Source organism: Streptomyces sp. NPDC048825 (assembly GCF_043198355.1).
Taxonomy (GTDB): domain Bacteria; phylum Actinomycetota; class Actinomycetes; order Streptomycetales; family Streptomycetaceae; genus Streptomyces; species Streptomyces xiangluensis.
Genome location: NZ_JBICUR010000026.1, coordinates 73,949 through 100,171, shown reverse-complemented (window position 1 = coordinate 100,171; position 26,223 = coordinate 73,949). Strand labels below are relative to the sequence as shown.

General features: G+C 68.5%; 20 protein-coding genes and 2 pseudogenes. 8 read left to right on the top strand and 14 right to left on the bottom strand.

The window, feature by feature from the left end:
* Positions 1 to 132: 132 nt before the first annotated feature.
* Positions 133 to 324: a hypothetical protein gene (locus ACGFNK_RS41675; protein WP_386356391.1), complete on the bottom strand. Its 192-nt coding sequence runs from the start codon at positions 322 to 324 to the stop codon at positions 133 to 135.
* Positions 325 to 681: 357 nt separating this feature from the next.
* Between ACGFNK_RS41675 and ACGFNK_RS41670 the strand changes: the two are divergent.
* Positions 682 to 867 (top strand): annotated as a pseudogene (locus tag ACGFNK_RS41670) (IS110 family transposase); the annotation flags it as partial.
* 175 nt (positions 868 to 1,042) lie between these two features.
* On the opposite strand, the gene ACGFNK_RS41665 reads toward ACGFNK_RS41670, so the two are convergent.
* Entirely contained in the window at positions 1,043 to 1,894 is an 852-nt protein-coding gene (locus ACGFNK_RS41665; protein WP_393425317.1) for a helix-turn-helix transcriptional regulator, read from the bottom strand.
* Between the two features lie 87 nt (positions 1,895 to 1,981).
* Here ACGFNK_RS41665 and ACGFNK_RS41660 point away from each other — a divergent pair, with 87 nt between their 5' ends.
* Positions 1,982 to 2,782, top strand: coding sequence for an SDR family NAD(P)-dependent oxidoreductase (locus tag ACGFNK_RS41660; protein WP_393425314.1), 801 nt, complete (start codon positions 1,982 to 1,984; stop codon positions 2,780 to 2,782).
* A gap of 818 nt (positions 2,783 to 3,600) precedes the next feature.
* A complete protein-coding gene (locus tag ACGFNK_RS41655; RefSeq protein ID WP_393425311.1) occupies positions 3,601 to 5,259 on the top strand; it encodes an alpha/beta hydrolase in 1,659 nt (552 codons plus the stop codon).
* Between the two features lie 220 nt (positions 5,260 to 5,479).
* On the opposite strand, the gene ACGFNK_RS41650 is transcribed toward ACGFNK_RS41655, so the two are convergent.
* The 4 genes from ACGFNK_RS41650 to ACGFNK_RS41635 form a co-directional block, all read right to left on the bottom strand.
* The gene (locus tag ACGFNK_RS41650) at positions 5,480 to 5,626 is read right to left on the bottom strand and encodes an IS3 family transposase (protein ID WP_393425308.1); all 147 of its coding nucleotides are present in this window, start codon (positions 5,624 to 5,626) and stop codon (positions 5,480 to 5,482) included.
* Between the two features lie 83 nt (positions 5,627 to 5,709).
* Positions 5,710 to 6,660 carry a tetratricopeptide repeat protein gene (locus ACGFNK_RS41645; RefSeq protein WP_393425305.1) on the bottom strand — a complete coding sequence of 317 codons (951 nt, stop codon included), beginning with the start codon at positions 6,658 to 6,660 and terminating at the stop codon, positions 5,710 to 5,712.
* Between the two features lie 169 nt (positions 6,661 to 6,829).
* A complete protein-coding gene (locus ACGFNK_RS41640; RefSeq protein WP_393425302.1) occupies positions 6,830 to 8,023 on the bottom strand; it encodes a glycosyltransferase in 1,194 nt (397 codons plus the stop codon).
* A 55-nt stretch (positions 8,024 to 8,078) separates the two neighbouring features.
* Entirely contained in the window at positions 8,079 to 8,462 is a 384-nt protein-coding gene (locus ACGFNK_RS41635) for a hypothetical protein (protein ID WP_393425299.1), read from the bottom strand.
* A 149-nt stretch (positions 8,463 to 8,611) separates the two neighbouring features.
* Between ACGFNK_RS41635 and ACGFNK_RS41630 the strand changes: the two are divergent.
* Positions 8,612 to 8,934 (top strand): annotated as a pseudogene (locus ACGFNK_RS41630) (transposase family protein); the annotation flags it as partial.
* Positions 8,935 to 9,495: 561 nt separating this feature from the next.
* Here ACGFNK_RS41630 and ACGFNK_RS41625 read toward each other — a convergent pair.
* Positions 9,496 to 10,626 carry an Lrp/AsnC family transcriptional regulator gene (locus ACGFNK_RS41625; RefSeq protein ID WP_393425296.1) on the bottom strand — a complete coding sequence of 377 codons (1,131 nt, stop codon included), beginning with the start codon at positions 10,624 to 10,626 and terminating at the stop codon, positions 9,496 to 9,498.
* Positions 10,627 to 10,680: 54 nt separating this feature from the next.
* Between ACGFNK_RS41625 and ACGFNK_RS41620 the strand changes: the two genes are divergently transcribed.
* Together ACGFNK_RS41620 and ACGFNK_RS41615 are read left to right on the top strand one after the other, a co-directional pair.
* Positions 10,681 to 11,901, top strand: a complete 1,221-nt coding sequence (locus ACGFNK_RS41620; protein ID WP_393425293.1) for a M20 family metallopeptidase — start codon at positions 10,681 to 10,683, stop codon at positions 11,899 to 11,901.
* A gap of 54 nt (positions 11,902 to 11,955) precedes the next feature.
* Positions 11,956 to 13,284, top strand: coding sequence for an MFS transporter (locus ACGFNK_RS41615; RefSeq protein WP_393425290.1), 1,329 nt, complete (start codon positions 11,956 to 11,958; stop codon positions 13,282 to 13,284).
* Between the two features lie 152 nt (positions 13,285 to 13,436).
* Here the strand turns inward: ACGFNK_RS41615 and ACGFNK_RS41610 are convergent, their stop codons facing one another.
* Positions 13,437 to 14,636, bottom strand: coding sequence for an RNA-guided endonuclease InsQ/TnpB family protein (locus ACGFNK_RS41610; RefSeq protein ID WP_393425287.1), 1,200 nt, complete (start codon positions 14,634 to 14,636; stop codon positions 13,437 to 13,439).
* Between the two features lie 725 nt (positions 14,637 to 15,361).
* Between ACGFNK_RS41610 and ACGFNK_RS41605 the strand changes: the two genes are divergently transcribed.
* On the top strand, positions 15,362 to 16,552 hold the full coding sequence (locus tag ACGFNK_RS41605) for a DUF5685 family protein (RefSeq protein WP_393425284.1): 1,191 nt from the start codon (positions 15,362 to 15,364) through the stop codon (positions 16,550 to 16,552).
* Positions 16,553 to 16,570: 18 nt separating this feature from the next.
* Entirely contained in the window at positions 16,571 to 17,113 is a 543-nt protein-coding gene (locus ACGFNK_RS41600) for a class I SAM-dependent methyltransferase (protein ID WP_393425281.1), read from the top strand.
* 186 nt (positions 17,114 to 17,299) lie between these two features.
* Here the strand turns inward: ACGFNK_RS41600 and ACGFNK_RS41595 are convergent, their stop codons facing one another.
* The 6 genes from ACGFNK_RS41595 to ACGFNK_RS41570 all read right to left on the bottom strand — a co-directional run bounded on the left by ACGFNK_RS41595 (position 17,300) and on the right by ACGFNK_RS41570 (position 26,155).
* A complete protein-coding gene (locus ACGFNK_RS41595; protein ID WP_393425278.1) occupies positions 17,300 to 19,636 on the bottom strand; it encodes an alpha-L-fucosidase in 2,337 nt (778 codons plus the stop codon).
* Positions 19,637 to 19,849: 213 nt separating this feature from the next.
* Complete coding sequence (locus ACGFNK_RS41590) at positions 19,850 to 21,352, bottom strand: RICIN domain-containing protein (protein WP_393425275.1); 1,503 nt, start codon at positions 21,350 to 21,352, stop codon at positions 19,850 to 19,852.
* A gap of 71 nt (positions 21,353 to 21,423) precedes the next feature.
* The gene (locus ACGFNK_RS41585; RefSeq protein ID WP_393425272.1) at positions 21,424 to 22,959 is read right to left on the bottom strand and encodes an alpha-N-arabinofuranosidase; all 1,536 of its coding nucleotides are present in this window, start codon (positions 22,957 to 22,959) and stop codon (positions 21,424 to 21,426) included.
* A 65-nt stretch (positions 22,960 to 23,024) separates the two neighbouring features.
* Positions 23,025 to 23,897, bottom strand: coding sequence for a carbohydrate ABC transporter permease (locus tag ACGFNK_RS41580; RefSeq protein ID WP_393425269.1), 873 nt, complete (start codon positions 23,895 to 23,897; stop codon positions 23,025 to 23,027).
* Positions 23,897 to 24,865: a carbohydrate ABC transporter permease gene (locus ACGFNK_RS41575; protein WP_393425266.1), complete on the bottom strand. Its 969-nt coding sequence runs from the start codon at positions 24,863 to 24,865 to the stop codon at positions 23,897 to 23,899. Before ACGFNK_RS41575 ends, ACGFNK_RS41580 begins: the two co-directional genes overlap by 1 nt.
* A 15-nt stretch (positions 24,866 to 24,880) precedes the next feature.
* Positions 24,881 to 26,155 (bottom strand): ABC transporter substrate-binding protein, encoded by a 1,275-nt coding sequence (locus ACGFNK_RS41570; RefSeq protein WP_393425263.1) that lies wholly within the window; start codon positions 26,153 to 26,155, stop codon positions 24,881 to 24,883.
* Positions 26,156 to 26,223: the final 68 nt, after the last annotated feature.

Below are 26,223 nucleotides of genomic sequence, written 5' to 3'. Positions count from 1 at the left end.
GGCCGACTGCCGACAGAATCAAGCGCATGGAATACCGGCCAGAATCCGGTGCGCCTGTGCACGCGTTCACGCAAACCCGTGGCCCTGCAGGACGCTGTCCGGCAGGGCCACGGGCTGGGCGGTTCGGTGGTGTCAGAATTCCCGGTTGTCCGGGGTGTCGGTGATGCGAACGCTGCCGGGCTCGTCGGCCAGGACCTCGCCGGTGATACGGACACTGCCGGGCTCGTCGGCCGGCGAGGCGGCGGCGGGTCCCGCCGAGGCGAAGAAGCCCGCGGCCAGCGCGGCGGAGGCCAGGGCGACAGACAGTTTCCTATGGGCGGCCATCTATTTCTCCTTGCACGGTGAAGGGTGCGGTCTGCGCGCTCCGCGGAAGTGCGCCAGGCACGTGTGCGGCCGTCTGTGCCCAACATCGGCTGGACCGTGGCACTTCGCCCGGTCCCGGACCGCGCCGCTCCGGCCTGGACGGCCGGCGCTTTCTCCCCTGGGCCGCCCACCGTCACGACGCCCCCGCGCGTGCGCAGAACGCATGGTTGTCTCTCAGGGTGCGGGAACACTGGCCGCCTGACACCACCTTTCGGACTCACCCGAAAACCGCTGGTGGGAAGCCATCCGACGAGACCGCTCATGGCCGAGGGGTTGCGGGCATCCTGCTCTGCCGTCCGGTGCTGGATGGGCAGCATGTCCGACCTCATGAGCATCCGCTACGACGCCAACTCCCGTCAGTTCTACGAAGGCAAACGCCGGGAGGGCAAGCGACACGTCCAAGCCGTCCTCACCCTCGCCCGCCGACGCGTCAACGCTCTCTGGGCACTGATCCGCGACCGACGGTGCTACGAGGTCAAGCACCCGGTGATCGAGACTGTTTGACAAACCTCGTTGGGAAGCCACTGAGCGGTGTCGTTGGCCGCTTTGGACTCAGGAGCAGCCGCGTGGCGTTCGGCCGACTCGTCGTCACCGGGCCGCGGCTGCCCGTTCCCGCCGCTCTTGCGCAGCCGGGGACGGGTGGTGCGGACCGGCATCATCAACCCGGTCCTGGTGCGGCTCAGTTGGCCACGTCCATGCGTTGTGTGCCGATGACCGACAGCAGCCGCAGCGCCTCCTCGGAGGGCGATCCCGGTGCCGCGGTGTAGATGACGACCTGCTGGTCCCGGTCGGTGACGTCGAGGACGTCGCAGTTGACGGTGACCGGGCCGACCAGCGGGTGCTGGAAGGTCTTGCACAGGGTGGGCTCGGCGCGCACATCGTGGGAGGCCCACAGCCGGGTGAACTCCTCGCTGCCGGCGAGAAGGTCACCCACCAACTCGTTCATCTCGGGATCGTCGGGGTAACGGGCGGCGGCGGCGCGCAGGCGCTGCGCCGAGTTGCGGGCGAACGCGTCCGCGTCCGACACCCCGTACAACCGCCTCCCCTGCGGGTGCGGCCCGAGGAACACACGACGTACCAGGTTGCGGTCACGCCGCGGCAGGGCTGAGAAGTCCTCCATCAGGGCGGCCGCCAGATCGTTCCAGGCGATCACCTCGAACGTCGCGGACGTCACGATAGCGGCGGCCTGGGGCAGCCGGCGCAGCAGGTCGAGAATGCTCTGCCGCACCTCGCGCGACGGTCCGGGCGGCGGGCCCGGCGGTGCGCCGGCGAGGTGGTGGAGATGGTCGCGCTCGGCGTCCGACAGGCGCAGGGCCCGGGCCAGTTGGGCCAGCACCTCGCGTGACGGGCGCGGGCCGCGGGCCTGCTCCAGCCGCGTGTAGTACTCGGTCGAGATGAACGCCAGCTGCGCTGCCTCCTCGCGGCGCAGCCCCGGGGTGCGGCGGCGCGGCCTGGTGGGCAGACCAACGTCGGCCGGGGTGATCCGCTCGCGCCTGCTGCGCAGGAAGGCCGCCAGTTCTCGTCTGTCCACACCCCCAGTGTGCGCGGGGGGCGCGGAGCCGATCCAGGTACCGCCAGTGCCTGGATCGGCTCCACGAACGGTCGCAGGCTTGCTGCCATGGACAACACACCGACCACCGACACGTCCGCCCCCGCCGCCCTGGGCCTGTTGGCCGGCAAGGTCGCCTTCATCACCGGTGCCGGACGCGGGATCGGCGCCGCCGCGGCGCGGCTGTTCGCCCGGGAGGGCGCCCGGGTGCTGCTCGCGGCCCGGACAGAGACACAGTTGAAGGCGGTGACCGAGGAAGTCCGGGCGGCGGGCGGCACGGCGGACTACGTGGTGTGTGATCTGGCCGACGCGGCCGGCGTGCGCGCCGCCGTCGACCGCACCGTGGACTTGTACGGCCGACTCGACGTCGCGTTCAACAACGGTGCCACGATCCAGACCCCGGGCCCTATGGACCAGTTGCCGGAGACCGACTTCGACCACGTCTACGCCGTGAACCTCAAGGGCGTCTGGCTGGCCATGGTCGCCCAGATCGCCGCCATCCGCGCCACCGCCGGGACGGGCGCCATCGTCAACAACTCATCCGTCGGCAGCCTGATGGGCAACCCCGAACTCCCCGCGTACGGCGCCATGAAGCGGGCGGTCAACAGCCTCACCGAATCAGCCGCGGTCACCTACGGCCCGGAAGGCATCCGCGTCAACGCCATCGCCCCCGGCCACACGGCGACCGAGATGATCCGTACCTGGGAAGCGGATTCGCCCGGACTCGTCGAGCGGCTCACAACGCACACCCCGCTGCGCCGCGCAGCCGACCCCGACGAAATCGCCCAGGCCGCCGCCTGGCTGCTCAGCGACCGCTCCTCCTACGTGACCGGCACGGTCCTGCGAGTCGACGGCGGCGCGCGAGCCTGAGCCGACGATGCCGCCGCACCCTCGTCAGCCTCAGCGTGCTCAGTCACACGACCTCGTCGGTTTGGTGGTCAAGGCGGGTTCCCAGATGGGGAATCGGCTGGTGGCGAAGACATCGAGCGTGGTGAGGAAGACCGCGAAGTCCGCCGGGAAGCCCCGTCCGAAGCGCCCACCGATCCGCCTCGAGGAGATCAAGACTGGTCGAGTCGTCAACCGCCTGCGGGAGCTGCATGAGTTGGGCGGGCATCCGGCGTACGAGCGGTTCCCGGCCTCGCAGGAGCTCTTCCTCGTGCTGGAGCACGCGCAGACGTGGGCCGGGAACCCGAAGCAGCCGAAGGACAGCCTGGTCAACGTGGTTGGCGAGGCCGCGGTGTTGCGCGCGCAGTTGAGGCAGTACCTGCGCGATCAGACCGACGCCGGACAGCTGAAGGCGATCGAGGACGGCCGGGGCGTCGGCGTGCCCTGGGACCACTTCACTGAGCAGGTGCTTTTGATCCCTGGCCATGAGGTGCGTATGGCCCACCTGAAGGCGGGGGTATCCACGGAGCATTCAGATGATCACCGTCGTCCAGTACGTCGTTCGCCGACGCGTTGCCTTCGGCGTCTATGGCCTGGGAGATCCGCTGCATGTGGAGGAGTTAGCTGCCGATTTCGAGGTGTCCACTGCATGTGGGGGAGTTGGCGGCCGATTTTGAGGTGTCCACTGCCCACCTCGTCGAACCTCTCTGGCCTTTTCCCCCTCTACTCAGCTAGACATTCTTCGACCCCACAGTGACCAGTGGGTTCTCGGGGATTCGACCGCTCAGGGGGGAAACACACCCATGACCACGTATCGCCACACACCGAGACGTCCCAGGCGTCTCAGACTCGCCGGTGCCGCGGTGACCGCGCTCGTCCTCGCGGCGACGGGGACCGCGACACAGGCGATGGCCGCGCAGGACACGGCGCGGAAGCCACAGTTGGCCAAGACACCGCCGCCGCCCGTGCCGACGCTCACCTGGTCCGACTGCCAGGGCGGCTTCGAGTGCGCCAACGCCGATGTTCCGCTGGACTACCGGGAGCCGCAGGGCCGCACGATCACGCTCGCGGTGGTCCGCAAGAAGGCGGCTGACCCGGCGAAGCGCAAGGGCACGCTCTTCATGCAGCCCGGCGGGCCCGGCAACTCCGGGGTGGACTTCGTCCGCAACAACTACGAGGACCTGCCGACCGCGCTGCGCGACTCGTTCGACGTCTTCGGCTACGACGTCCGCGGTGTCGGCCGCAGTGCGGCGCTCACCTGCTTCGACGACGCCCGCTACACCAAGGCCGTCACCGACGCGAAGGGTGTTCCCGGCCCCGACGCCTTCGGCGCGGCGGTGCGCGAGGCAGCCGAGTTCAACCAGGCCTGCCTCGACAACTCGGGCCAGCTGCTGCCGTACGTCGGCACCGAGTACGTCGCCCGTGACATCGACCTGCTCCGGCAGGCGCTCGGCGAGGAGCAACTGACCTACTACGGGCGGTCGTTCGGCTCGTACATCGGCACCGTCTACGCGGCGATGTTCCCGAAGCGGGTGCGGGCGCTGTCGCTCGACGGGGCGTACGACCCGTACAAGTACGCCAACCGTCCCTACGACTACGACCGGGCCCAGTACCTGGCGCTGGACGGCACGATGAGCCGCTTCCTCGACTGGTGCGCCGCCGACCAGGTCACCTGCGGCTTCGGCGACGGCGACCCGCACGGGGCGTTCGAGAAGCTGAAGAGCGACCTCGACGCGAACCCGGTGCCGACCGCGAACGGCGGGCAGGCCAACGGCTACACCCTCGTCTACCGGCTGATGTTCAACATCAACGAGGGCAAGGTCATCTGGCCCTCCCTCGGCGCGGCGCTGAAGAAGGCGCAGCTGCGGGACAACACCTCGTTCCTGTTGCGGCCGCCGTCCCCGGCTTCCTACGACTTCCTCGGCCCGAACGTGGTCGTCGAGTGCGTCGACAAGGACTACCCGAAGAGCCTGCGCAAGCTGCAGCGGAACGTGACGGCCAACGCGAAGGATGCGCCGCTGCTGGGCCCGGCCATGGCGTACGGTCCGCCGACGTACGACCACCAGCACGCCACCGCGTGCGTGCAGTGGCCCGCCGAGAAGGTCAGCCGCTACGACGGCTCCTTCCGGGCGAGGGGTTCGGCGCCGATCCTGGTCATCGGCACCACCGGTGACCCGGATACCCCGTACCAGGACGCGGTCGCCCTCAGCCGGCAGCTGGACAACGCCTCGCTGCTGACCTTCCAGGCCGAGGGGCACACCGCCTTCGGCCGCAGCGCCTGCGCGACGGACGCGGTCGTCGGCTACCTGGTCGATCTGAAGGTGCCGGCGTCCGGCACGACCTGCGCCGACGAGACCCAGCCGCCGTCCACCACACCGAAGACGGCCCCGCCCGGCACGACCCTGGGCGAACTCCGCAACGGCGTCAACGAGCGCGTGGAGCGCATCGGCGACGTGAGCTGACCGTTTCCGTGAACTGACCGGTTCGGTGAGCTGATCGGTTCCGTGCCTGATCGGCCAGCACGAGCCCCGGGTCGCCCGCCCCCACACGGCGAGCGCCCCGGGGTTTCGCACGTCCTCAGCACGTTGGGTGGCACGTCGCACGACACGGCGAACCGCTCCGGGATCGGTGGAGGCTCCGGACTGTCCCGAGTTGGGTGGAGTCGAGTTGCTTGGTTTCACGCTACCGGTGGGGTGCGGAGTTCGTACTCCACGTGCGGAGTTCGTACTCCACCGGGCTGAGCATGCCCAGCGCGGAGTGTCTGCGCTGTCGGTTGTGGAAGATTTCCAGGTACTCGACTCCATTAGAACCGGGACATACCACCTCCATCAGAGCCGGAGCGGTTCACGTGCGCGGGCTCCGACGACCATGGGGCCGTACCCGACTGCGTCGCCGATCAGTGTCCGTCCACTTCACTCGTCCACTGCCGCGATAAATCGATACCGCTGATCGTGCTGGGTTGGTCGGTGGCCCAGGATGCGTTCGCGGTCGGCCAGAACCTGCTGCTCCAAGGCCAGGGCCTCCTCGTACCGGCCCAGCCCTCGGTAATCTTCGGCTATGGCTGCGCGGGACCAGAGGGTGTCGAGATGGTCAGCCCTCAAGACCCGTTCCCGGTCGGCCAGAACTTGTTGGTCGAGAGCCAGAGCTTGCTGATATCTGCCCAGCCCTCGGTAATCTCCGGCGAGGTGGCGATGTGACCAGAGGGTGTCGGGGTGGTCGGGGCCCAGAACCCGTTCCCGGTCGGCCAAAACCTGCTCGTCGATGTTGAGGGCGTCATTGGCGCGTCCCGCCTGCCGATAGGTGCGGGCGAGGTTTGCGCGGGCGGTGATCGTGTCGGGGTGGTGGGGACCGAGAATTCGCTCGGCCTTGTCGGCTGTGTGTTGCCAGTAGGCGATTCCGGCGTTGTGTAGTCCTGCGTCGTACAGGCTTCTGCCCGCCTTCCACAGGACATGGTGTAGGTGGGGCTGCCAAAGCGTGTCCCCGGCGTGGGTGGTCAGAACCGCGGTGTTGCTTCGTAGAGCCTCGGTGAGGCTGCTGGCGGCATGGGCAACGTCGGGCCAGATTTCAAGCAACGCATCGGCGGCGGTGCGGGCGACGGCCGCCGGGTCGAGAGTGGTCTGCCTGGCTTCCCGGGCGGCGCGGGCAGTCAGTGCCTGCGTGCGCAAGGCGCGGGCGCCGTCCTGGCGGGTGTGCGTGAGGAGCCCGTAGCGGTGTAGTAGTCGAACGGCCTTGTCGGCCTGGTGTGTGGTGACCACCTCTGGGCGCTGGTGGCTGCGGTTGGTGGTGAGGTAGTCGGTGACCGCGGCGGTGGCCCACAGCGCGTCGGGATGGCCGGCGGGGTCGAGGAAAGCGGCCAGGGCCACGCTGAGGCCCGTCGGACGTGTGTCCGGCGGGCCTCTGTCCGTTCTGGGTGAGATGTCGGGCTCTCCGAGAACTCACCGAGAACGCGGCGCCCTGAGTGTGACCGGCGGTGTGACCGAGCATGATCAGGCAGCCTGTCCAGCGCAGCGGCCCTGTCCTGAGGCGAATCCGTCAGACGGCCACGCCGAGTAGGACGTCAGTAAGGCGCTCTGCTGCGTTCGGGCGGCCCAGGGCGCGGGCCTGCTGTGCCATGTGCTGGCTCTGCTCGGCGGAGGCGAGGATCGGGCCGACCGCCGCGCGGAGACGTTCCGCGGTCACCGCGTCCTTCAGCAAGGCGACCCCGGCCCCCGCCTCTTGAAGGTGGAGCGCGTTGTGCTCCTGCTCGTTGCCCGCCGAAGTCGCGAGCGGTATGAGGACGGACGGCTTGCCGAGGGCGGTAAGTTCGGCGATCGTGCCCGCGCCGCTGCGCGAGATGACGACGTCGGAGAGGGCCAGGACGTCAGGGAGTTCCGGGCCGACGAAGTCGGTGACCAGGTAGCGGTGTCGGACGTCGTCCGGGAGCTCGGCGGCGTACCTGCGGGATTCCTCGATGGAGGTGGCGCCGCACTGGTGGATGACGTTGGCCTGGGTGAGTAGCCACGGGAGAACCGCGCGGACCACGGTGTTGATCTGGACCGAGCCCTGGGCGCCGCCCGTGATGTACACCGTCGGAAGTGTCCGGTCGAAGCCGGCGAGGCCGAGCGCGCTGATCGCCTGGTCCGGCTGGCCGGTCAGGACCTCGGGGCGTACGGGGTTGCCAGTGACGACCGCCGAGTCGCGCACCGAGTCCGGCAGTAGCGGCAGCGTCGACTCGGAGGACACAGCGATGCGGGTGGCGGCGCGGGCCAAGGCGCGGTTGGCCAGGCCCAGGCGGACCGTCTGTTCGTGGATGACCAACGGGCGCCGACAGAACTTGGCTGCCAAGCCGACCGGGACAGCCACGTAACCCCCGGTCGACAGCACCACATCCGGCCGAAAGTCGGAGACGATCGTACGAGCCTGCGCGGCGCCCAGCGGGACGCGCCCCATATCCTTGATGTTGGCCGGAGAGACCAACTTGAGCGGATTGCTGGAGCGGCGGATCTTGCCGGTCGCGACCGTCTTGAACGGGATGCCCTCGCGCTCGGCGACGCGAGCCTCCAGACCGGTCGCCGTGCCGACCCACAGCACGTCCAGGCCGATGCCCAGGCGGGCGAGCCGTGCGCTGGTCGTACGGATCGCGGTGAGCGCGGGGTAGGTGTGGCCGCCGGTCCCGCCGCCCGTGACGATCAGCCGGAAGGGTCGGCCGAGGGCGGCGAGGCGGCGGTCGAGGTCAGCGCTGGTCACGTTGTGGGGGTTCCGTTCCGGTGGGCGCCGGGGCGCTGCCCGAGCCGGGAGACATTCAGACTTGCCGGACGATATCAGGCAGGCGGACCTTCGTGAGGAGCCGTCCAACACCCCAGGGAGTAGCGCCGAATTGACGGAGGTACGTGTTCAAGGTGCGCTGCTGAGCGGGGGTGAGGACGAATTCCCGTACGCCTTCTACGGCGCGCCGGAAGCGGCGAAGATCGCGTACGTCCTCCCGTCGGCGCACGGCTCCCAGGAAGAGGGCGAGGTTGAAACCCGCAGTCTGGCGCAGGGCCTCCGGTGGGTCGACGCGGAAGATCTCGGAGAGCATCAGGCGGTGGTACTCGGCACCCTCGGGCACCAGCGCTTCGATCAGGCTGCCGCCGCCCACGCCGACGCGCGCCTTGCGCAGGGCGGCCAGGCAGGCGCGAGCGGCCAAGTCCGTGGTGTCCGCCAGAGCCTCACCCCGTCGATGTGTCCGCTGATCTCGGCGCGGTCGACGTCGTTGAGGGTGCGAAGGAGGTCGGCGAACGCGGGCTCGCCCTCACCGTCGATGTAGAAGTCGACCTTCCCAGCCAGGCGCTGGTGCTGCCCGGCCGTGCCCACGACCTGACCGCGGCCCGCACGCACCGGATCATCCGGATCTGCGAACGCCGGGGCGTCCCCGTCCTCGCCGACCGCGCTTACATGGGCGCCGGCTCGTGGGTGACGAACCCCTCAGACGCCCACCGGGCCGCGAGCTCACACCGACTCAGCAAACCGTCAACCGCGCGCTGTCCGCGGCACGGGCACCGGTCGAGCGTGGCGTCGCACGACTGAAGTCGTGGCGGATCTTCCGCAGGTCCCGATGCAGCCCCAATCGAATGACGTCAATCGCCGCCGCCGACCTCACCCTGGAGCGGCAACGCTGAAAGAGCTCAGTCCCTGTGGGCTGAGGAAGCACGCTCCAAAGTTGACGGAATCGAATCGCTGATCAACGGGGTCGAAGGTTGGAATCGGATCCGTGGTCGCTGCGGCCCGTGTCGGCGGAGCCGCTCTGGCGAGAGGCGAGGGTGTATCGATCCGGAACGAGACTCCGTCGCTCACCCTTTTCGGTCCGAGGCTCCGACGTGGACGTTCACCGTCACCAGCGGTGCCATGTTGCGTACGCCCCCGCCCGGCCGCGAACCCGGAGAACGGACTGAGGAAACCAGGTCGATTCGGGCGCCGTGAGGAAGGTCAGGGGAAGCACCGTCTGTAATCGTCCGGCATGATCCGCGCATGAGCTGACACGATCAGACAGGGGCGTAAGTGCAGGTGGTATTCGGTTCGTTACGCGACCGCCGGAGAACCCGCTCCGTCACTGGCCACGCAGCGTGTTGATCCCCGCCCGTTGATGAATCTCATTAGCCGACCACTCACCGCAAATCCACCCCCAACTGGCGCGACACCTGAACCTGGAAGCAAATACTTCTGCCGGGACAAAACGTTCTTCAACGTTTGGGCCGCTCGTCCAGGCACGTGTCCCGATGTGTGTCGTGGGGGATGTCCGCCCAGGGATTGACGGGCACCGGACTGGTACATCGGCCGTGGCTGTCGAGTAGCCAGCCCATCCGTTTGCTCATGCGCAGGACGATGGCGCGTTCGGTCAGTGTCAAGGTGGGAAAACGCTCTGCGAGTCTGGTCTCCAGACGCTGGCTCTCTCCCAGGTAGCGCAGCCAGACGATGACGAGCAGATTGTCCGTTCCGGTGATGGCGGCACACATCCTGATTTCCGGCAGGGCCAGCAGCGCCTGGGCGATCCCGTCGAGTTCGTGGGCGGGAACGCGGGCCCAGAAGTGGGCGATGACCGGCCAGCTGCTGATGATGTCGGACGCTTCGCAGCGGAAGGACACCAGGCCCTCTCGGACCATGCGTTCCAGGCGCCGGCGGGTGGTGGACACACTCGTCGAGGTGAGGGCGGCAAGTTCGGCGGTTGTGCGGCGGCCGTCGGAGGACAGGGGAAGCAGAAGGTCCCGGAACGCTTCGTGGGATGCCCCACTGCCTGGAGACGTCTTCCGGTTATGGCGGGTCAGGTGGGCGCGCTGGTCGGGGGAGAGGGCCTGGAGCCGCCAGTTGTTGCCTTCGCTGTAGAAGCGGGTTGCAGTGCGGGTACGGGTGCCGCGTACCCCGGGCAGCAGGCTGAGGTAGTCAAGGACGAACCGCGACAGCGCCTGCAGGTCGGTGAACAGGGCGACGAGGAACAAGTCGCGGCCGCTGGCGGCCTGGGAGACCGAGACGATCTGCGGCACGCCGGCGAGTACGTCCACCACCTGCTTGCGGGCGGTGGGCTCACAGTCGACTTCGATGAAGGCGAAACAGCGCCGTTCGGTCCACAGTGACAGGTTCGGATAGGCGGTGACCCAGACAACGCCTTGTTCCGTCAAGCGCTCCCAGCGCCGCGCCACGGTGGCCGAATGGAGGCCGAGTACCTTTCCGACTTCGGTCCAGGTGGCCCGCGGTGCTATCTGCATCACGTTGATCAGCGACAGGTCAGCTTCGTCGAGACTGAACGAATCTTGCATTGGATCGCATCCTGTGAACGTTCTTGGGCATTTCGGCGCTGCTGTCGCGTGTCTGTCCACCCTAGGGACATCCGCCGTTCGGCACCATGCCCAGCCCTGGAGGTACCCGCAGTCATGGCGACCTGTGAGGATGCGACCGCCTTGCGCGATGACCTGGTCCGGTTGCGTCGCAGCTTGCACACCGATCCCGAGGTGGGGCTGATCCTGCCGCGTACTCAGGAGAAGGTGCTGGCGGCGCTGGACGGCCTGCCACTGGAGATCTCCACCGGCCGCCGGCTGTCCTCTGTCACCGCGGTGCTGCGCGGAGGGAGGCCGGGGCCGACTGTGCTGCTGCGGGCGGACATGGATGCCCTCCCGGTGACGGAGCGCACCGGTGTGGACTTCGCCTCCGGGACGCAGGGCGTCATGCACGCCTGTGGTCACGACCTGCACACCACGATGCTGATCGGTGCCGCCCAACTGCTCTGCGCCCGGCGGCAGTATCTCGCCGGAGACGTGGTGCTGATGTTCCAGCCCGGCGAGGAGGGGTGCGACGGAGCCGGTGTGATGCTGGCCGAAGGCGTTCTCGACGCGGCGGGATCCCGGCCGGTCGCGGCTTATGCCCTGCACGTCTTCACCACCGGCTTCCCCACCGGCGTGTTCATGGCCCGCAGTGGTGCGACCATGGCAGCCACCAACGACGTGGACGTCACGGTCATCGGGGCCGGCGGTCATGCCTCGGCGCCGCACCGGGCCAAGGATCCGGTGCCCGCGGCATGCGAGATGGTCACCGCACTGCAGACGATGGTGTCCCGCACCTGTGACCCGTTCGATCCGGTCGTCCTCACCGTCGGCTCATTCCACGCCGGTACCCGCCGCAACGTGATCCCCGAAACCGTCCGTTTCGAGGGCACCGTGCGCACCTTCTCCGCACAGGCACAGCGCCGGATGAAAGACGCCGTGGTGACCGTCGTACGACAGATCGCCGCCGCCCACGGCCTTCGCGCCGAGGTCGAGTTCACCCCGCGCTACCCCGTGACCGTCAACGACGAGCACGAGACCGCCTTCGTCCGGTCCACCGTCCACGAGACGTTCGGCGAACACCGGTTCCAGCCGCTCAGCCACCCCCTCACGGGCGCCGAGGACTTCTCCCGCATCCTGGGCGAGGTGCCCGGCAGCCTGATCATGCTGGGCGCCGCCCCGGCGGGCGCGGATCCCGCGACGGTCGCGAACAACCACTCCCCATGTGCCGAGTTCGACGAAAGCGTGCTGTGCGACGGCGCTGCCCTCTACGCCGATCTCGCCATCCGCCGACTGGCCGCACAGCCTGCCGGAGCAATCGCTTCGGCCTCCTGACCCTGTCCCTCACCCCGGAGGTTCCCCTTGCCATCCACACCCTCGACCCGTCCTGTGCCTGAATCGTCCCCCGAAGAGGCGGCGCAGCCCGGCACCGCGCCGGGCCACAGACGCTCCAGCAGAGATCAGCGGCGCGCACTGATCGGCACCGGCATCGGCAATGCGCTGGAGTGGTACGACTGGCACGTCTACGGCATCTTCGCGCCGTTCTTCGCCAAGCAGTTCTTCAACCCGGACAACGAGCTGTCGGCGGTGCTGTCCACGCTGGCCATCTTCGCCGTGGGCTTCGGAATGCGGCCGATCGGCGCCTTCGTCTTCGGCCGGCTCGCGGACCGCAAGGGCCGGCGCCTGGCCATGGTGATCTCGATCGGTCTCGGCTCTGCGGGCAGTCTGGCGATCGGCCTGGCCCCCACCTACGCGAGCATCGGCGCCGCCGCGTCGCTGGTGCTGCTCCTGGCCAGACTCACCCAGGGCCTGGCCCACGGCGGCGAACTGCCCTCCTCCCAGACCTACCTCGCCGAGACCGCCCCACCCGAGCGCCGCGGCCGGTGGACCAGCGCCATCTACGTCTCCGGGGCGTGCGGCATGGTGATCGCCACCGTGCTGGGCGTCGGCCTCGCGGCTCTGTACGGCACCGAGGGCCTGGAGGCATGGGGCTGGCGGGTGCCGTTCATCCTCGGCGGCCTGTTCGGCATCTACGCTCTGTTCCTGCGGCGCAGACTCACGGAGACGCACGCCTTCGAGGAGGAGCACACCTCCCACAGCACAGCCCCGCAGCGCCCGTCCGTGCTGCGCGGCATCTGGCAGAACCGTGCTGCTGCCGGGCGGGTGATCGGCCTGACCGCCGGCTTCACGGTGACCTACCAGGCCTGGACCGTCGCTGCTCCCACCTACGCCATCAGCGTGACGAAGCTGGACTCGACAGCCGTGCTGCTCGCCGAGGTCGTCGCACTCCTGATCTTCATCGCGGTCCTGCCGCTGTGCGGATCGCTGTCCGACCGCATCGGACGCCGCCCCAACGTGCTGATCTTCGGACTGGGCATGGCGGTCCTCGCCTACCCCCTGCTGCTTCTAGCCCGATCGGGCGGAGTCTGGCAGCTCGGTCTGGCCATGACCATCGCCCTGCTCTTCATCGCGATGATCGCGTCCGTCGCCCCCGCGGTCTTCGCCGAACTGTTCCCCACTCACGTGCGCACCACCGGCACCGGCGTGCCCTACGCGATCGCCGTGGCACTCTTCGGCGGAACCACCCCCCACCTGCAGACCTGGCTCGCCAGCCACAACGCACAGGGCTACTTCACCGCCTACAACATCGCTCTTCTGCTCGTGAGCGCCCTGGTCATCCTCACCAGCCCCGAGACACGCGCCAAGCCACTGGAATAGACAGCAGCCAAGCCGGGCCGGGCTGCGCGCTCATCCGCTCCAGCGCAGCGGCCCGCCCCCGCTCACCTGAGCCGGCCTCGTTCCGCCTTCACCCCACCACCACCCGAACAGATCAGTGTTGACTTCCTCCTCCTCGTGAACGAGGGGGATTCCTACGGCTCGCGCCGTGGGGTTTTCTGCTTCACCGCCGACTGCCCGCCCGGAGAACTCCGTTGAGGTCTTACACCGGCTCCACAGACAGACGCCGCCAGCCCGGCGGCCAGAAGGTTCTTCGCTGCGTTCACGTCCCGGTCATGGGCCGTACCACAGCTGTCGCACGTCCAGGTACGGACGCCCAGCGGCATGTTCTCCTGCAAGGTGCCGCAGGCGGAGCACAGCTTGGAGGAGGGGAAGAACCGGTCTACGGCGATCACTTCCCGCCCGTACCAGGCGGCCTCGTACTCCAGCAGGGAGCGGAACTCGCTCCAGCTCGCGTCCGAGATGGCCCGGGCGAGCGGGTGGTTTTTGAACATGTTGCGCACGGTCAGGTCCTCGATCACGAGCGTTTGGTTTTCACGCACGAGACGAGTGGTCAGCTTGTGCAGGTGGTCACGGCGCCGGTCGGCGATCCGCGCGTGGACCCTGGAAACCTTGCGCCGCGCCTTGGCCCGGTTGGTTCCCTCACCCCTGGCCTTGCGGGACAGTTCCCGCTGGGCCCTGGCCAGACGGGCGCGGTCACGGCGCTCATGCCGGGGGTTGGTGATCTTCTCCCCGGTGGAGAGGGTCAGCAGGTGGTCCAGGCCGACATCGACCCCGACCACCGCATCGGTGGTGGGAAGCGGTCTGACACTGGGGTCGTTGCACAGCAGGGACACGAACCAGCGTCCGGCCGCGTCCTGGGACACGGTCACCGTGGACGGCTTGGCGCCTTCGGGCAGCGGCCTCGACCACACGATGTCCAGGGGATCCGCCATCTTCGCCAGGGTCAGCCGACCATCCCGGAAGCGGAACCCGCTGGTGGTGTACTCCGCGGACTTCCGCGACGTTTTGCGCGACTTGAAGCGCGGGTACTTGGCCCGCTTGGCGAAGAAGTGGGTGAACGCGCTCTGCAGGTGCCGCAGCGTCTGCTGCAACGGCACCGACGACACGTCGTTGAGGAACGCAAGCTCCTCGGTCTTCGTCCACGCTGTCAGCATGGCCGAGGTCTGGTTGTAGTTGACCCGCTCCTGGCGCGCCCACGCCTCGGTACGGGCGGCCAGAGCGAGGTTGTAGACCTTGCGCACGCATCCGAACGTGCGCGACAGCTCCGCTGCCTGCGCATCAGTCGGATAGAAGCGGTACTTGAACGCCCGCTTCACATGGTCCACAGCCACGCTCGCAAACTAGCCAGACCGTAATGTAGAGATCAAACCTGCGGGTCAGAACACTGCAATCCGCCCTCACGGCGAATCCCAGCACCTAGCCCTGCTCCGCAGGAACCCGTTTCCTCCCCCACCTGAGGGCGGGAGTATCCACGGAGGAATCAGATGACCCGACCCCAGAGTTGGCCGCTCCTGGAGCACCGCGACGGCATCGTCCTGGGCAGCTGGGCAATGTACGGGCTCGGCGAAATCGCCGAAACCATCGACGATCGCGACGATCCGGCCGAGCGGGCGCGGTTCACCGGGTGGGGTGGAGAGCTTCGTCCGAGCGCTCCACAGCCACGCTCGACAGCGGAATCAGCCCTCCACCACTACCGAGGAGGCCCGCCACGGCCCTGGCGCTGGTCACCGAGTCACCTTCCAGGAACGACCCAAGATCACCGAGCAGGTCCCGCGTTGCCGGTCTGGGAACCCAGCGCGGCGCGAGCGCCGACGAACACGCGGCGGCCGTCCGGCCAGCTGACCCACCTGGGCATTCCGTCACCCCACGCACGAGCCGCGTTTCGTCGGCTGGCCCATGCGTCCCAAGGATCGTTCCGCACACGGCTGCTGACTGTGAGTGAAATATGATTCTTCATGGCGTATGGGTGAGGGGCGTGCGTACGGATGAACCCGGGGATCGGTACGATGCCGCAGCTCACAGCAGTTCAACGCCGCACGTACCACGGGGGATCGTCGTGTTCGGAATCGTCAGGCCCTGCCGTCACCGGCTCGGAGAGAGTCTCAAAACCCAGTGGATGGCGCATTTGTGCGGGCTGTGCCTCGCGCTGCGCAAGGACCACGGACAGTTCGCGAGGGTCGTCACGAACTACGACGGCTTGCTGATATCCGTTCTGACGGAGGCTCAGGCCGAGAAGGACGGCGGCGGGCGGCGCACGGCGGGACCGTGTCCGCTGCGCGGAATGCGTAGCGCGTCCGTCGCACACGGTGAGGGGGCGCGGCTCGCGGCCGCCGTCTCGCTGGTGCTCGCCTCCGCCAAGGTGCGCGACCATGTCGCCGACAAGGACGGGCTGCTGGCCCGCAAACCAGTGGCGCTCGCCGCGCGCCGGGTCGCCGCGAGCTGGGGCCGGGCCGGGGAGCGGACCGGCTCGGACGTCGGCTTCGACACCGCCCTGCTCGTCGACGCCGTGGACCGGCAGGTCGGCATCGAGGCACTCGCCGGGCTCGGAACGCCCCTTCTCACGGTCACCGAACCGACCGAGACCGCGACGGCCGCCGCCTTCGCCCACACCGCGGTCCTCGCCGGACGGCCGGGCAACGCGGAACCGCTCGCCGAGGCCGGGCGCCTCTTCGGGCGGCTCGCGCATCTCCTGGACGCCGTGGAGGACAAGGAGGCTGACGCCGCGTCGGGTGCCTGGAACCCGCTCACCGCGACCGGGACGCCGCTCACGGAGGCCCGGCGGCTCGCCGACGACGCCGTGCACGGGATACGGCTCGCGCTGCGGGAGGCCGACTTCACGGACCCGAAGCTCGCGCACCGGCTGCTCGTGCACGAGCTGCGCACCTCCGTGGACCGGGCCTTCGGCACCGCCGCCTGCGCGCACGGACCCGCGCCGACGGGAGCGATGCCGGGCGGACCGTACGCCCCGCCCGGCGGACCGTGGGCCCCGCTGCCCCCGGAGCCGCCCCGCCGCGACCGGCGCGGGCTGCTCGCCGGGTGCGCGGTGTGGATGGGGCTCGCCTGTACCTGCCAGATGTGCTGCGGAGGGTTCGACGACCCGTGGAGCCGGGAACGCCGGGAAGGACTATGTACCAACGCCGACTGCAGCGGCTGCGGTGACTGCTGCAAATGCTGTGAGTGCTGCGGGAATTGTTGCGGCGACGACGGCTGCGGCTGCGACGGGTGCGACTGCGGCTGCAGTTGCTGAGCCGCTCCCGGTCAGTCCTTGAGTTCCGGCAGCGACACCGACCTGCCACCGGGCCAGGCGCTCGACGTCGGATGCGGCGAAGGAGCCGACGCCGTCTGGCTGGCCCAGCACGGCTGGCAGGTCACCGCGGTCGACATCTCCGAGATCGTCCTGCACCGTGCCGCCACCGTTGCCACCGCTACCACCAGCGTCAACGGCCGCGTGGCGTGGGCACGGGCCGACCTCACCACCACGCCGCCCCCAGCAGACGCCTTCGACCTGGTGTCCATCCACTACTTCCCACTCCACCGCCAGCCCGGCCACACGGCGCTGCACGGCGGCCTTCTCAGCGCTGTCGGCCCAGGCGGCACGGTGCTCTTCGCCACCCACGCCCGCGCAGACTTCACACGGCGCGAGGACTTCGACGCCGCCGACTACTACCAGCCCGACGACATCGCCCAACTCCTCGACCTCACCGCCTGGAACGTATTGACCAACGAGACCCGCCCTCGTGCCACCCCGACCCCCGCCGGCGCGCACCACACCCAAGACGCCGTCCTGCGAGCAGTACGCCTGCCGTAAGCCCGCCGGACTCCGCCCTCGCCCCGCCGAGGTGTTTCAATGTGTCCTTCCCTCGTAGGAGACTTGGCCGTAGAGACAGATCGGCATCGATACGGCATTGTCCACGGCCAGGCAGGGAGCAGGGGAGGCCGGGGGCCTGGCCGAGGGCCGGTGCGGCACGGCACCGGCCCTTTCGCATGTCGCCGACTACAGGGCGGTCATCTGCCACTCCTGGTTGGTCCCGCCGGTGTTGGGCCACTGGATGACCTTCGCGCCGTCCGCGGTGGAGGCGTCCTTGACGTCGGCGCACCATCCGTTGCCGACGTTGACGAGCCGGTAGTAGCCGCTGGTTGCGGGGACCAGTTTCCACCACTGGTTGCTGCTGTCGGTGTCAGTCCACTGGTCGAGGCCCGCCCCCTGGGCGGAACCGTTGGGGCTGTCCAGGACCTTGCCGCTGCGGACGTTGGACAGCCGGTAGGAGCCGTCGGTGTTCGGCACCAGCTTCCACTGCTGGTTGGTACCACCGGACCACGGCCACTGGACGACGGCCGCGCCGTCGGCGCCGGAGGCGTCGCTGACCTCCAGCACCTTGCCGCTTTTGCGGTTCACCAGCCGGTAGCTCCCCAGGTCCGCGGCGAAGGGCCGATCGTAGACCTCGAGGCTGCGGAGGGAGGCCCATGTACCGGAGGGCAGTCCGGTCACCGTCACCCGCACGTACCGTGCCTGTGCGCTGAACACGGCCACCTGCACCTGGCTCGTGCTGGTGGTGCCGGTGCGGTCGGCCAGTGTGGTCCAGTTCGTGTTGTCGGTGGAACCCTCGATCCGGTAACGGTAGTTTGTGGCGGCGGCCTCCCAGGCGATCCGCGTACCAGTGATCGACTTGGCCGCCCCGAGGTCCACCTTCAGCCAGTGCCCGGTGTTGCCGTTGGCCGCGCACCAGCGGGTCGCGGTGGAGCCGTCCACCGCTTTCGCCGCGGTGTTGCCCTGGGAGGTCTGCTCGCTGCTTGCCGTGGCGGCCCTGCCCGCGGCGATGTCGGTGGGGTACACCGTCCGGTCCAGCGTGACGCCGACGATGCTGTCCTCGGGGATGCGGGTGCGGTTGATGCCGGTGACGGTCACCTTGCCGTCGCCGTCCACGCTGTACGGCAGGTCGGCGCCTGACGCCACGTCGAAGACCCGGGTGACCTGCGCGTCCCCGATTTGGGGAGTGATGAAGGACGTACCGCTGTAGCCGGGCAGCATGTGGACGTAGAAGGTGTTGTTCTTGCACGTGAAGCCGTACTGGCCGTCCACCGGTTGCCACGGTCCGCTGCTCGTGCCGTAGACGGCCTGGCCGCAGGTGGTCAGGAAGGAACCGATCCTGCGCACCAGGGCCTGCTGGTCGGCGGGTATCGCACCCGTACGGTCAGGGCCGACGTTGACCAGGCAGGTCATGTTGCGCACCCAGGAGTTGACCAGGATGTTCATGACCGTGCCGAAGCTCATCACGGGGGCGCCGGCCTTGTAGCCCCAGGCGCCGCAGATGGTGAAGTTCTTCTCGGCCACGTGCCCGGTGCGCATGGCGCCGGTCGGGATGGAGGGGCCTTCCTCGCTGTTGTAGTCACCCATCCAGCCGGTGCGCAGGTTGACCGTGACCTCGGGCTGGTGTTTGCGCACCATGCCCATCAGGCCGAGAGGGCGGCCGGTGGCGGAGTCGGTCTCGCTGTAGGTGGCGTCCACCGGCCAGTCGTTGGCGCTGTCGCGGAACTTGCCGGGCTCCCAGAAGAAGGCGGCGTCCGCGTCCGTGCCGCGCTGACCCAGCCAGCCGCCGTCCCAGTAGATGTCGTCGATCTTGCCGTACTGGGTCATCAGTTCCTTGACCTGCTGGTACACCTCGTTCTTCATGATCCGCGCGTTCTCCTTGTGCGCGGGATCAGTGGTGTATCCCCACTTGTTGGGCAGGCAGTTGGTGCCGGTGACGTCGTAGTAGCCGGGGTAGCGCCAGCTCATCGGGGAGTAGTAGAGGCCCACTCTGAGCCCGGCGTTGCGTACGGCGGTGACGTATTCGTCGATCAAGTCCCGCCGCATCGGGGCTTGTCCGGCGTGGAAGGCGTTCGGGTGGGTGGACGGCCACAGGGCGAAGCCGTCGTGATGCCGTGTCGTCAGGACGGTGTACTTCGCGCCCATGTCCTTGGCCAGCTGGGCCCAGTAGGCCGGATCGTAGGCGCTCGCCGTGAACTGCTCGCCGGTCGCGTCGGTGAAGTACTTCTTGTAATTCTCCGGGGTGACGGCGGCGTTCTCCATGTACCACTCGCCCTTGGCCGGGCCGGAGTAGACACCCCAGTGGATGAACATGCCCAGCTTCGCGTCCTGCAGCCACCGGGTCTTCTCGTCCGGCTGCTGCTCCAGACCCAGGTCCACCTTGGGTATGCGGAGCGGAGGGAGCGGCAGCGGCTGGCTGGAGGCGGCATGAGCGGGTGCCGACAGCGTGGGGGTCACTGCGGCGGCGACCGTCATGGCCGCCATGCCGACGAGCACTGATCGTCGGGTGATCGGTTCTGGCATGCGGATTCTCCCTTAATTGTCCGCAGGACAGCACAGACACTGCGGCTCAGCGTCCGGGCCGAACAGGAATGAGTCGCGTGGGGAACGGCGACGCGCACCGGAGCCATACGGAGGCGCGCATCTCGTACCAGCAGCATGGGATGTATTGCGGGCTCCCCTGTATGGGACGTGCCCCGGCGGCCCGCTCGATGGCGGGGTCGCCGGGGCACGCGGTCAGGAGAAAGTCCAGGTCTCGCTGTTGGCGCTCGCGCTGCCGCCGAGTTCCTGGTCCACCGCCGCTCCCTGGGCGGTCGAGCCCGCGATGCCGATGTGCAGGCCGCTGCCGATGCCCACCAGCATGTAGTTGCTGCCGGTGTAGCTGCCGGTCAGGTCGAGGGCCCACTGCTGGTTCGTCCCGCCGTTGCAGGTCCACTGGTGCAACTGAACGCCGGCGGTGGTCGACTTGCTCGGGACGTCCAGGCACAGCCCGCTCTTGACGCTCTTGAGCGTGTAGATGTTGTCCGCCACCCGCGTGAGGGTCCACTGCTGGTTCGTACTGCCGTTGGACGGCCACTGGATGATCTTGGCGCCGGTCGCGGTGGACCCGCTCGACACGTCCATCAGCATGGAGCTGCTGACGTTCTTCAGGGTGTGGACCCCCTCCGAGGGGATCCCGCTGCCGGCCGTCCACGTGCCCGCGTCCACGTCGAGGGACCAGGTCGGGTACTGACCGAGGTTCACCGTCGTGCCCCGGATGGTCAGCGGCAGCCAGATCAGCTTCGAGGCGCCCAGGTTGGAGGTGTCCCAGCGGTCGCCCGCGTAGATGTACGTGGTGCCGGCGGTGCCCTGGACCGTGATGACGTTCGCCGTCTGGCTGCCGTAGGTGCGGGTGCCGGGGGCGGCGAAGTTCCGGAACGCCGACCACGTGCCGTTCAGTGACGTGGCGGTGGCGTAGACGTTGTCGTTCAGGCTCCAGCCCGTCAGGTGGGAGCCGAAGACGTAGTACATCCCACCGATCTTCACCATGGCGGGCGACTCGACGCTGCCACTGCCGCTGCTGCCCAGCACCGCCACCGCGCTGTCCACGGAGAGGTAGTCGGCGGACAGCTTGTAGATGCGCAGGCCGTTGTTGCGGTCCTCGCTCAGCAGATAGCCGGTGCCGTCGGTGTCCTGGAACAGGCCGATGTCCCGGCTGAGGTTGCCCATCGGCCGGAAGCTGCCCCGGTAGGTGTACGGGCCGCACGGCGTGCTGCTCGTGGCCACACCGACCCTGGCCTCGGCGTAGTTGGTGCTGTCGATGTGCATGTACATCACGTACGTGCTGGTCGACTCGTTGTAGATGACCTTCGGCCGCTCCACGATGCGGCTGGGGCCCAGGTCACCGCCGGCCTGCCGGCTCAGGGCCTGACGCTGGAAGGTCCAGTTCGCCAGGTCGGTCGAGGAGTAGCAGGTGATGTCCTCGAACGACGTGTTCCCCGACGTCTTGCCGGTCTTGTCCTCGCCGAAGCCGAACCAGGTGCTGCCCACCTTGATGATGCCCAGGCCGTGCAACTGCAGGGTGTTGCCGTTCTGGTCGGTCCGGTCGGCACCCGTCGTGAACGTCACCGAGGCCGCTTGTGCCTGCGTGGCGGGTACAAGCAGGGCGGCGAGGCCGCCGAGCACCGTCAGGAGCGTGACGAGGGTCGTCCGCCATCGGGCGCGCGGTGGCGGTGTACGGTGCGATGTGGTGTCGGGCATGGTGTCACCTCTCCGTTGAGGTCCGGGATAGTGCGGGGGGTGCGGGTCGAGCGGTGGGATCCTGGGGCCGCTCAGGGGGCGAGCGGGATGGTGATGGTGTTCCAGGACATCGGAGGCAGCAGGGCGCTCAGCCGTCCGCCGTCCGTGACGGTGCCGGTCACCGGCTTCGGCGTCACGCGGTCCTGGTGCTGGAGCGTGTTGGCCGCGTGGCGGTCGGGGTCGGCCAGGGCGGTATGCGTCACCTGCCCGGCCACCGGGCTGAACGCCCGCAGGTCGGCGGTGAGTTCGAGCGGCCTCGTGGTGTCCCGGTTGACGGCGAAGACGGTGAGCGTCCCGTCCTCCTGCTGGACGGCGGTCGCGTGCAGCAGGGGCACCTCGCCGTAACGGGCGGTGTCGTGGACGGGGCTGTCCAGGGCGAGCCGGAGCACCTGGCCGCGGCCGTGGCGGGCCGCGTCGGCGAAGGGGTGGAAGATGGTCTGCCGCCAGGCCGGGCCGCCGGGCTCGGTCATGATGGGGGCGATGACGTTCACCAGCTGGGCGAGGCAGGCTGCGGTGACGCGGTCGCAGTGGCGCAGCAGGGTGATCAGCAGGCTGCCGACCACGACGGCGTCGGTGACGGTGTAGACGTCCTCGAGCTGGCGCGGGGCCACGCTCCAGTCCGGGGTGTCGGTGTTGTTGACCGGCCGGCTCTGGTACCAGACGTTCCACTCGTCGAAGGAGAGGTTGATCCGCTTGCCGGAGTGGCGCTTGGCCCCGACGTGGTCGGCGGTGGCGACCACCCCGTCGATGAAGGCCTCCATGTCGGCGGCCGAGGCGAGGAAGCTGTCGACGTCGCCGTCGCTCTCCTCGTAGTAGGCGTGGCAGGAGATGAAGTCGACGAGGTCGTACGTGTGCTCCAGGACCGTCGCCTCCCAGGCGCCGAAGGTCGGCATGGAGCGGTTGGAGCTTCCGCAGGCGACCAGTTCCAGGCCGGGGTCGACGTCGCGCATGGCCTTGGCGGTGACGGCGGCGAGGCGGCCGTATTCGTCGGCGCTCTTGTGACCGAGCTGCCAGGGGCCGTCCATCTCGTTGCCCAGGCACCACAGCCGGATGCCGTGCGGCTTGTCCACGCCGTGCGAGCGGCGCAGCTCGGAGAAGGCCGTGCCGGCGGGGTGGTTGGTGTACTCCAGGAGGTCGAGTGCCTCCTGCAGGCCGCGGGTGCCGAGGTTGACGGCCTGCATGGGCTCGACGGCGGCCTTGGCCGCGAAGCGCATGAACTCGTTCAGCCCGAACCGGTTCGTCTCGACGGTCCTCCAGGCGCCGTCGAGACGGCGGGGCCGCTGCTCCACCGGGCCGACTCCGTCTTCCCAGCGGTAGCCGGAGACGAAGTTGCCCCCGGGGTAGCGGACCATGGTGACGCCCAGTTCCCGGATCAGGGCCAGGACGTCGGTGCGCAGTCCGTCCTCGTCGGCGCTCGGGTGGTCCGGTTCGAAGACGCCGGTGTAGACGCAGCGGCCGAGGTGCTCGACGAAGGATCCGAACAGCCGCGGATTCACCTCAGCAATGGTGAAGTTGGGGTCCAGATGTATGGCTCCTGCGAGCGGCGGGTGGCTGGCGGGGTCGGGCATGGGTCACTCCGGGGTGGATCGGTGCGAAGAGTGGAGTTCTGTACGGTTGCCGGGGTGCTCTGCGGTCAGCCCTTGATGCCGGTGTGTGCGACGCCTTCGACCAGGTATCGCTGCAGGAAGAGGAAGACGAGCACCAGCGGCAGGATGGACACGGTGGCGGCGAGGAACAGTTCGTGGATGTTGACGGTCTGCGCGGTGGTGAAGGTCGACAGGGCCACCTGGACCGTCCAGCTGGACTGGTCCTGGCCGATGACCAGCGGCCACAGGAAGGCGTTCCAGTTGGTGATGAAGGTGATCACCGCGATCGCCGAGAAGAAGCCACGGGAGTTGGGGACGACGATCCGCCAGTACGTGCCCCAGCTGCCGAGACCGTCGATCCGGGCGGCCTCCTCCAGTTCCTTGGGGAAGCCGAGGAAGTACTGCCGGAAGAGGAAGGCGGTGAAGCCGCTGAACAGGCCGGGCACGATCAGACCTTGCAGGGAGGAGACCCAGCCCAGTGACGACACGAGGACGAAGCTGGGCACGAAGGTGACCGCGCTGGGGATCATGAGGGTGGCCAGCACCGCATAGAAGATCTTGTTGGCGTGCCGGTACGGGACGCGGGCGAGCGCATAGCCCGCCAGGGAGCAGACCAGCAGCTGTCCGGCGGTGCCGAGCACCCCGACGACGAGGGAGTTCCACATGCTGCGCGCCATGGGAACCGCGGGGTCGTTGAACAGCTCGGAGATGTTCTCCCAGTGCAACACGGTCGGGAAGAGCTTCCAGTTCGCCCCGGTGATGTCGGCGTCGGTGGCCAGGCTGTTGCGGATCAGCAGGTAGAAGGGGACCAGGAACAGCAGCGCTGCGACGACGGCGACGGTGTAGACGGCGACGCTGCCGGCCCGTCCGCTCCCCGCGCGTGGACGGCCGCGGCCATGGGTGGTGGAGGAGGTGGCCATCAGCTGTCCGCCTTTCCGAAGCCGAAGATCCTGCCCTGCAGCAGCGTCACCATCGTGATGAGTGCCGACAGCACCAGCGCCCCGGCGCTGCCGTGGCCGAAGTCCTGACCCTGCCCGAGGGCCGTGTAGTAGAGGTAGACCAACGGCGGCCGTGCGTAGGGGGTGTTGGGCAGCAGGTTGTAGAACTCGTCGAACGCCTGGTAGGCCGCGATCAGCATGAGGAGCACCACGGCGACCGAGGTGGTGCGCAGCTGCGGCAGGGTGATGTGCCGGAAGGTCTGCCAGCCTGGCCGGGCGCCGTCCGTCCAGGCCGCTTCGTACAGTTCCTTGGGGATCTGCTGGAGGGCGGCCAGGAAGAGGATCATGTAGAAGCCCAGCTGGAGCCAGAGTCGTAGGGTGACCAGCACCAGCCAGTACCAGGGCGGGGAGACGGTGCCGATCCAGGCGACGGGTTCGATCCCGAACCAGCCCAGGACGGTGTTGGCGAGACCGAAGCGCACCCCGTTGAAGATCGACAGCTTCCACACCATCGAGGCCACGACGTAGGAGCACGCGGTGGGTATGAAGAACACCGAACGGAAGAAGGCACGGGCGACGCGGATGCGGTGGACGAGCAGCGCGAGCGCCAGAGCCAGGACGTAGGTGAGAGGGACGACGATCAGCGCGAAGAGCGTGAAGGTCCACAGGCTGTCGGTGAACGGCCCTTCGGTGAGGATGTCCGCGTAGTTGTCCAGGCCGACGAACTTCGTCGGGGTGACCGTGTTCTGGGCCTGGAAGAGGCTCAGGTAGAAGCTCCAGCCGACCGGCACGTAGACGAACAGCAGGAGACCGGCCAGGAAGGGGCCCGCGAAGAGCCAGAAGGTGCGGGTGCTGCCTCGCGTCCCGTGCCTGTCACGTCTCGCCTTCGCCGCGGGGCCGGGTGGCGCGGTGGCGCCCTGACGGGCGCCACCGGTGGTGATGGTCGTCATGCCTGTCAGGGCCCCTCAGGCGATCTTCTTGAGTTCGGCCTCGACCCGAGTGCGGGCCTTGGCCACCTCGGACTCGGGGTTCTTTCCGCTGACCACGGCGTTGTTCACCATGTCCTGGGAAATCGTCATCATGGCCTGGGTCCAGTACGGGTCGTCGTAGTGCCCCTTGGTCTCGAAGAGCTTCACCGCCTCGGCGGCGGTACCGCTCTGCAGCTTGGTGGCCTTCGCCGCCAGGCTCTTGCGCGGGGGGATGTGGAAGCCGTAGGAGGTGCACCAGTCCTCCTGGAGCTTCGTCTGCTCGATCCACAGCCACTTCACGAACGCCTTGGCCGCGTCGACGTCCTTGGCCTTGGCGCTTACGTAGGTGGACCAGCCGCCGTTGTAGACCACCGGGCGGCCGGCGCTGCCGATGCCGGGCAGGGGGACGATGCCGAAGTCGTCACCCAGTGCCTTCTGGATGCCGGGCATCGCCCACAAGCCGCACCACTGCATCGCCGTCAGGCCCTGGATGAACGCCGACGGGTCGAACCAGTCGGTGGGCGCGCCGAGCAGCAGCGTCTTGCTCGTGTACAGCTCGCGCATCTTCTTCAGGCCCTCGACCGTCGCCGGGGTGTCGAAGGCGACCTTGTGGTCGGCGGTCAGCAGTTCACTGCCGGTGGCCCAGACCAGGGGACTGGCCAGGATGTCGCTGCCGCCCTTCAGGCCGAGGTACAGGCCCTTGACCCCGCCCTTGTCGAGCTTGCGGGAGACGTCTATCAGCTCGTCGAAGGTGGTCGGGGGCTGGACGCCCGCCTTCTCCAGCAGGCTCTTGCGGTAGTACAGGAACTGCGGGTCGTCGATCATGCGGATGCCGTAGACCTTGCCGTCGACCGAGTTGGCGGCCAGATCCTTCTCCGTGAAGTCGGACTTCACGTCCGCGATGATGTCGTCCAGCGGCACGATCTGCCCGGACTTGGCCATCTGGACGTCGGGGTGGAACTCGAAGACGTCGGGCCCGTTGCTGGAGACCAGGCCGCTGGAGAGCTTGGAGGCGTAGTCACCGGGGATCCACTGCACCGACACGTCGGCCTTGCTGTACGCCTTCGCATACCGCAGCGCCGCCTGCTGGGTGCCCGCCTCGCCGTACTGGTGGTACCACTGGCTGATCGCCGCCTTACCGCCGGTGGAGCCGCCGTCGCGACCGGTGTTCCCGCCACACGCGGCGAGGAATCCCGCCGCCGCCACGGTGCCGGAGGCGCGCAGGAAGGATCTGCGGCCGAACAATCTGCTGGGGTTCTGCTCAGGGGACATGGGCACCTCTGCTCTGAAGAACGGGTGTGGGACCGGGCCTTGGGGACGGGGCCGCGACGGCGGGTGAT

Coding starts and splice junctions, on each gene's coding strand:
- ACGFNK_RS41675 (WP_386356391.1), bottom strand. CDS start 324: ATGGCCGCCCATAGGAAACTGTCTGTCGCCCTGGCCTCCGCCGCGCTG.
- ACGFNK_RS41660 (WP_393425314.1), top strand. CDS start 1,982: ATGGACAACACACCGACCACCGACACGTCCGCCCCCGCCGCCCTGGGC.
- ACGFNK_RS41655 (WP_393425311.1), top strand. CDS start 3,601: ATGACCACGTATCGCCACACACCGAGACGTCCCAGGCGTCTCAGACTC.
- ACGFNK_RS41650 (WP_393425308.1), bottom strand. CDS start 5,626: ATGGAGGTGGTATGTCCCGGTTCTAATGGAGTCGAGTACCTGGAAATC.
- ACGFNK_RS41620 (WP_393425293.1), top strand. CDS start 10,681: ATGGCGACCTGTGAGGATGCGACCGCCTTGCGCGATGACCTGGTCCGG.
- ACGFNK_RS41595 (WP_393425278.1), bottom strand. CDS start 19,636: ATGCCAGAACCGATCACCCGACGATCAGTGCTCGTCGGCATGGCGGCC.
- ACGFNK_RS41590 (WP_393425275.1), bottom strand. CDS start 21,352: ATGCCCGACACCACATCGCACCGTACACCGCCACCGCGCGCCCGATGG.
- ACGFNK_RS41585 (WP_393425272.1), bottom strand. CDS start 22,959: ATGCCCGACCCCGCCAGCCACCCGCCGCTCGCAGGAGCCATACATCTG.
- ACGFNK_RS41580 (WP_393425269.1), bottom strand. CDS start 23,897: ATGGCCACCTCCTCCACCACCCATGGCCGCGGCCGTCCACGCGCGGGG.
- ACGFNK_RS41575 (WP_393425266.1), bottom strand. CDS start 24,865: ATGACGACCATCACCACCGGTGGCGCCCGTCAGGGCGCCACCGCGCCA.
- ACGFNK_RS41570 (WP_393425263.1), bottom strand. CDS start 26,155: ATGTCCCCTGAGCAGAACCCCAGCAGATTGTTCGGCCGCAGATCCTTC.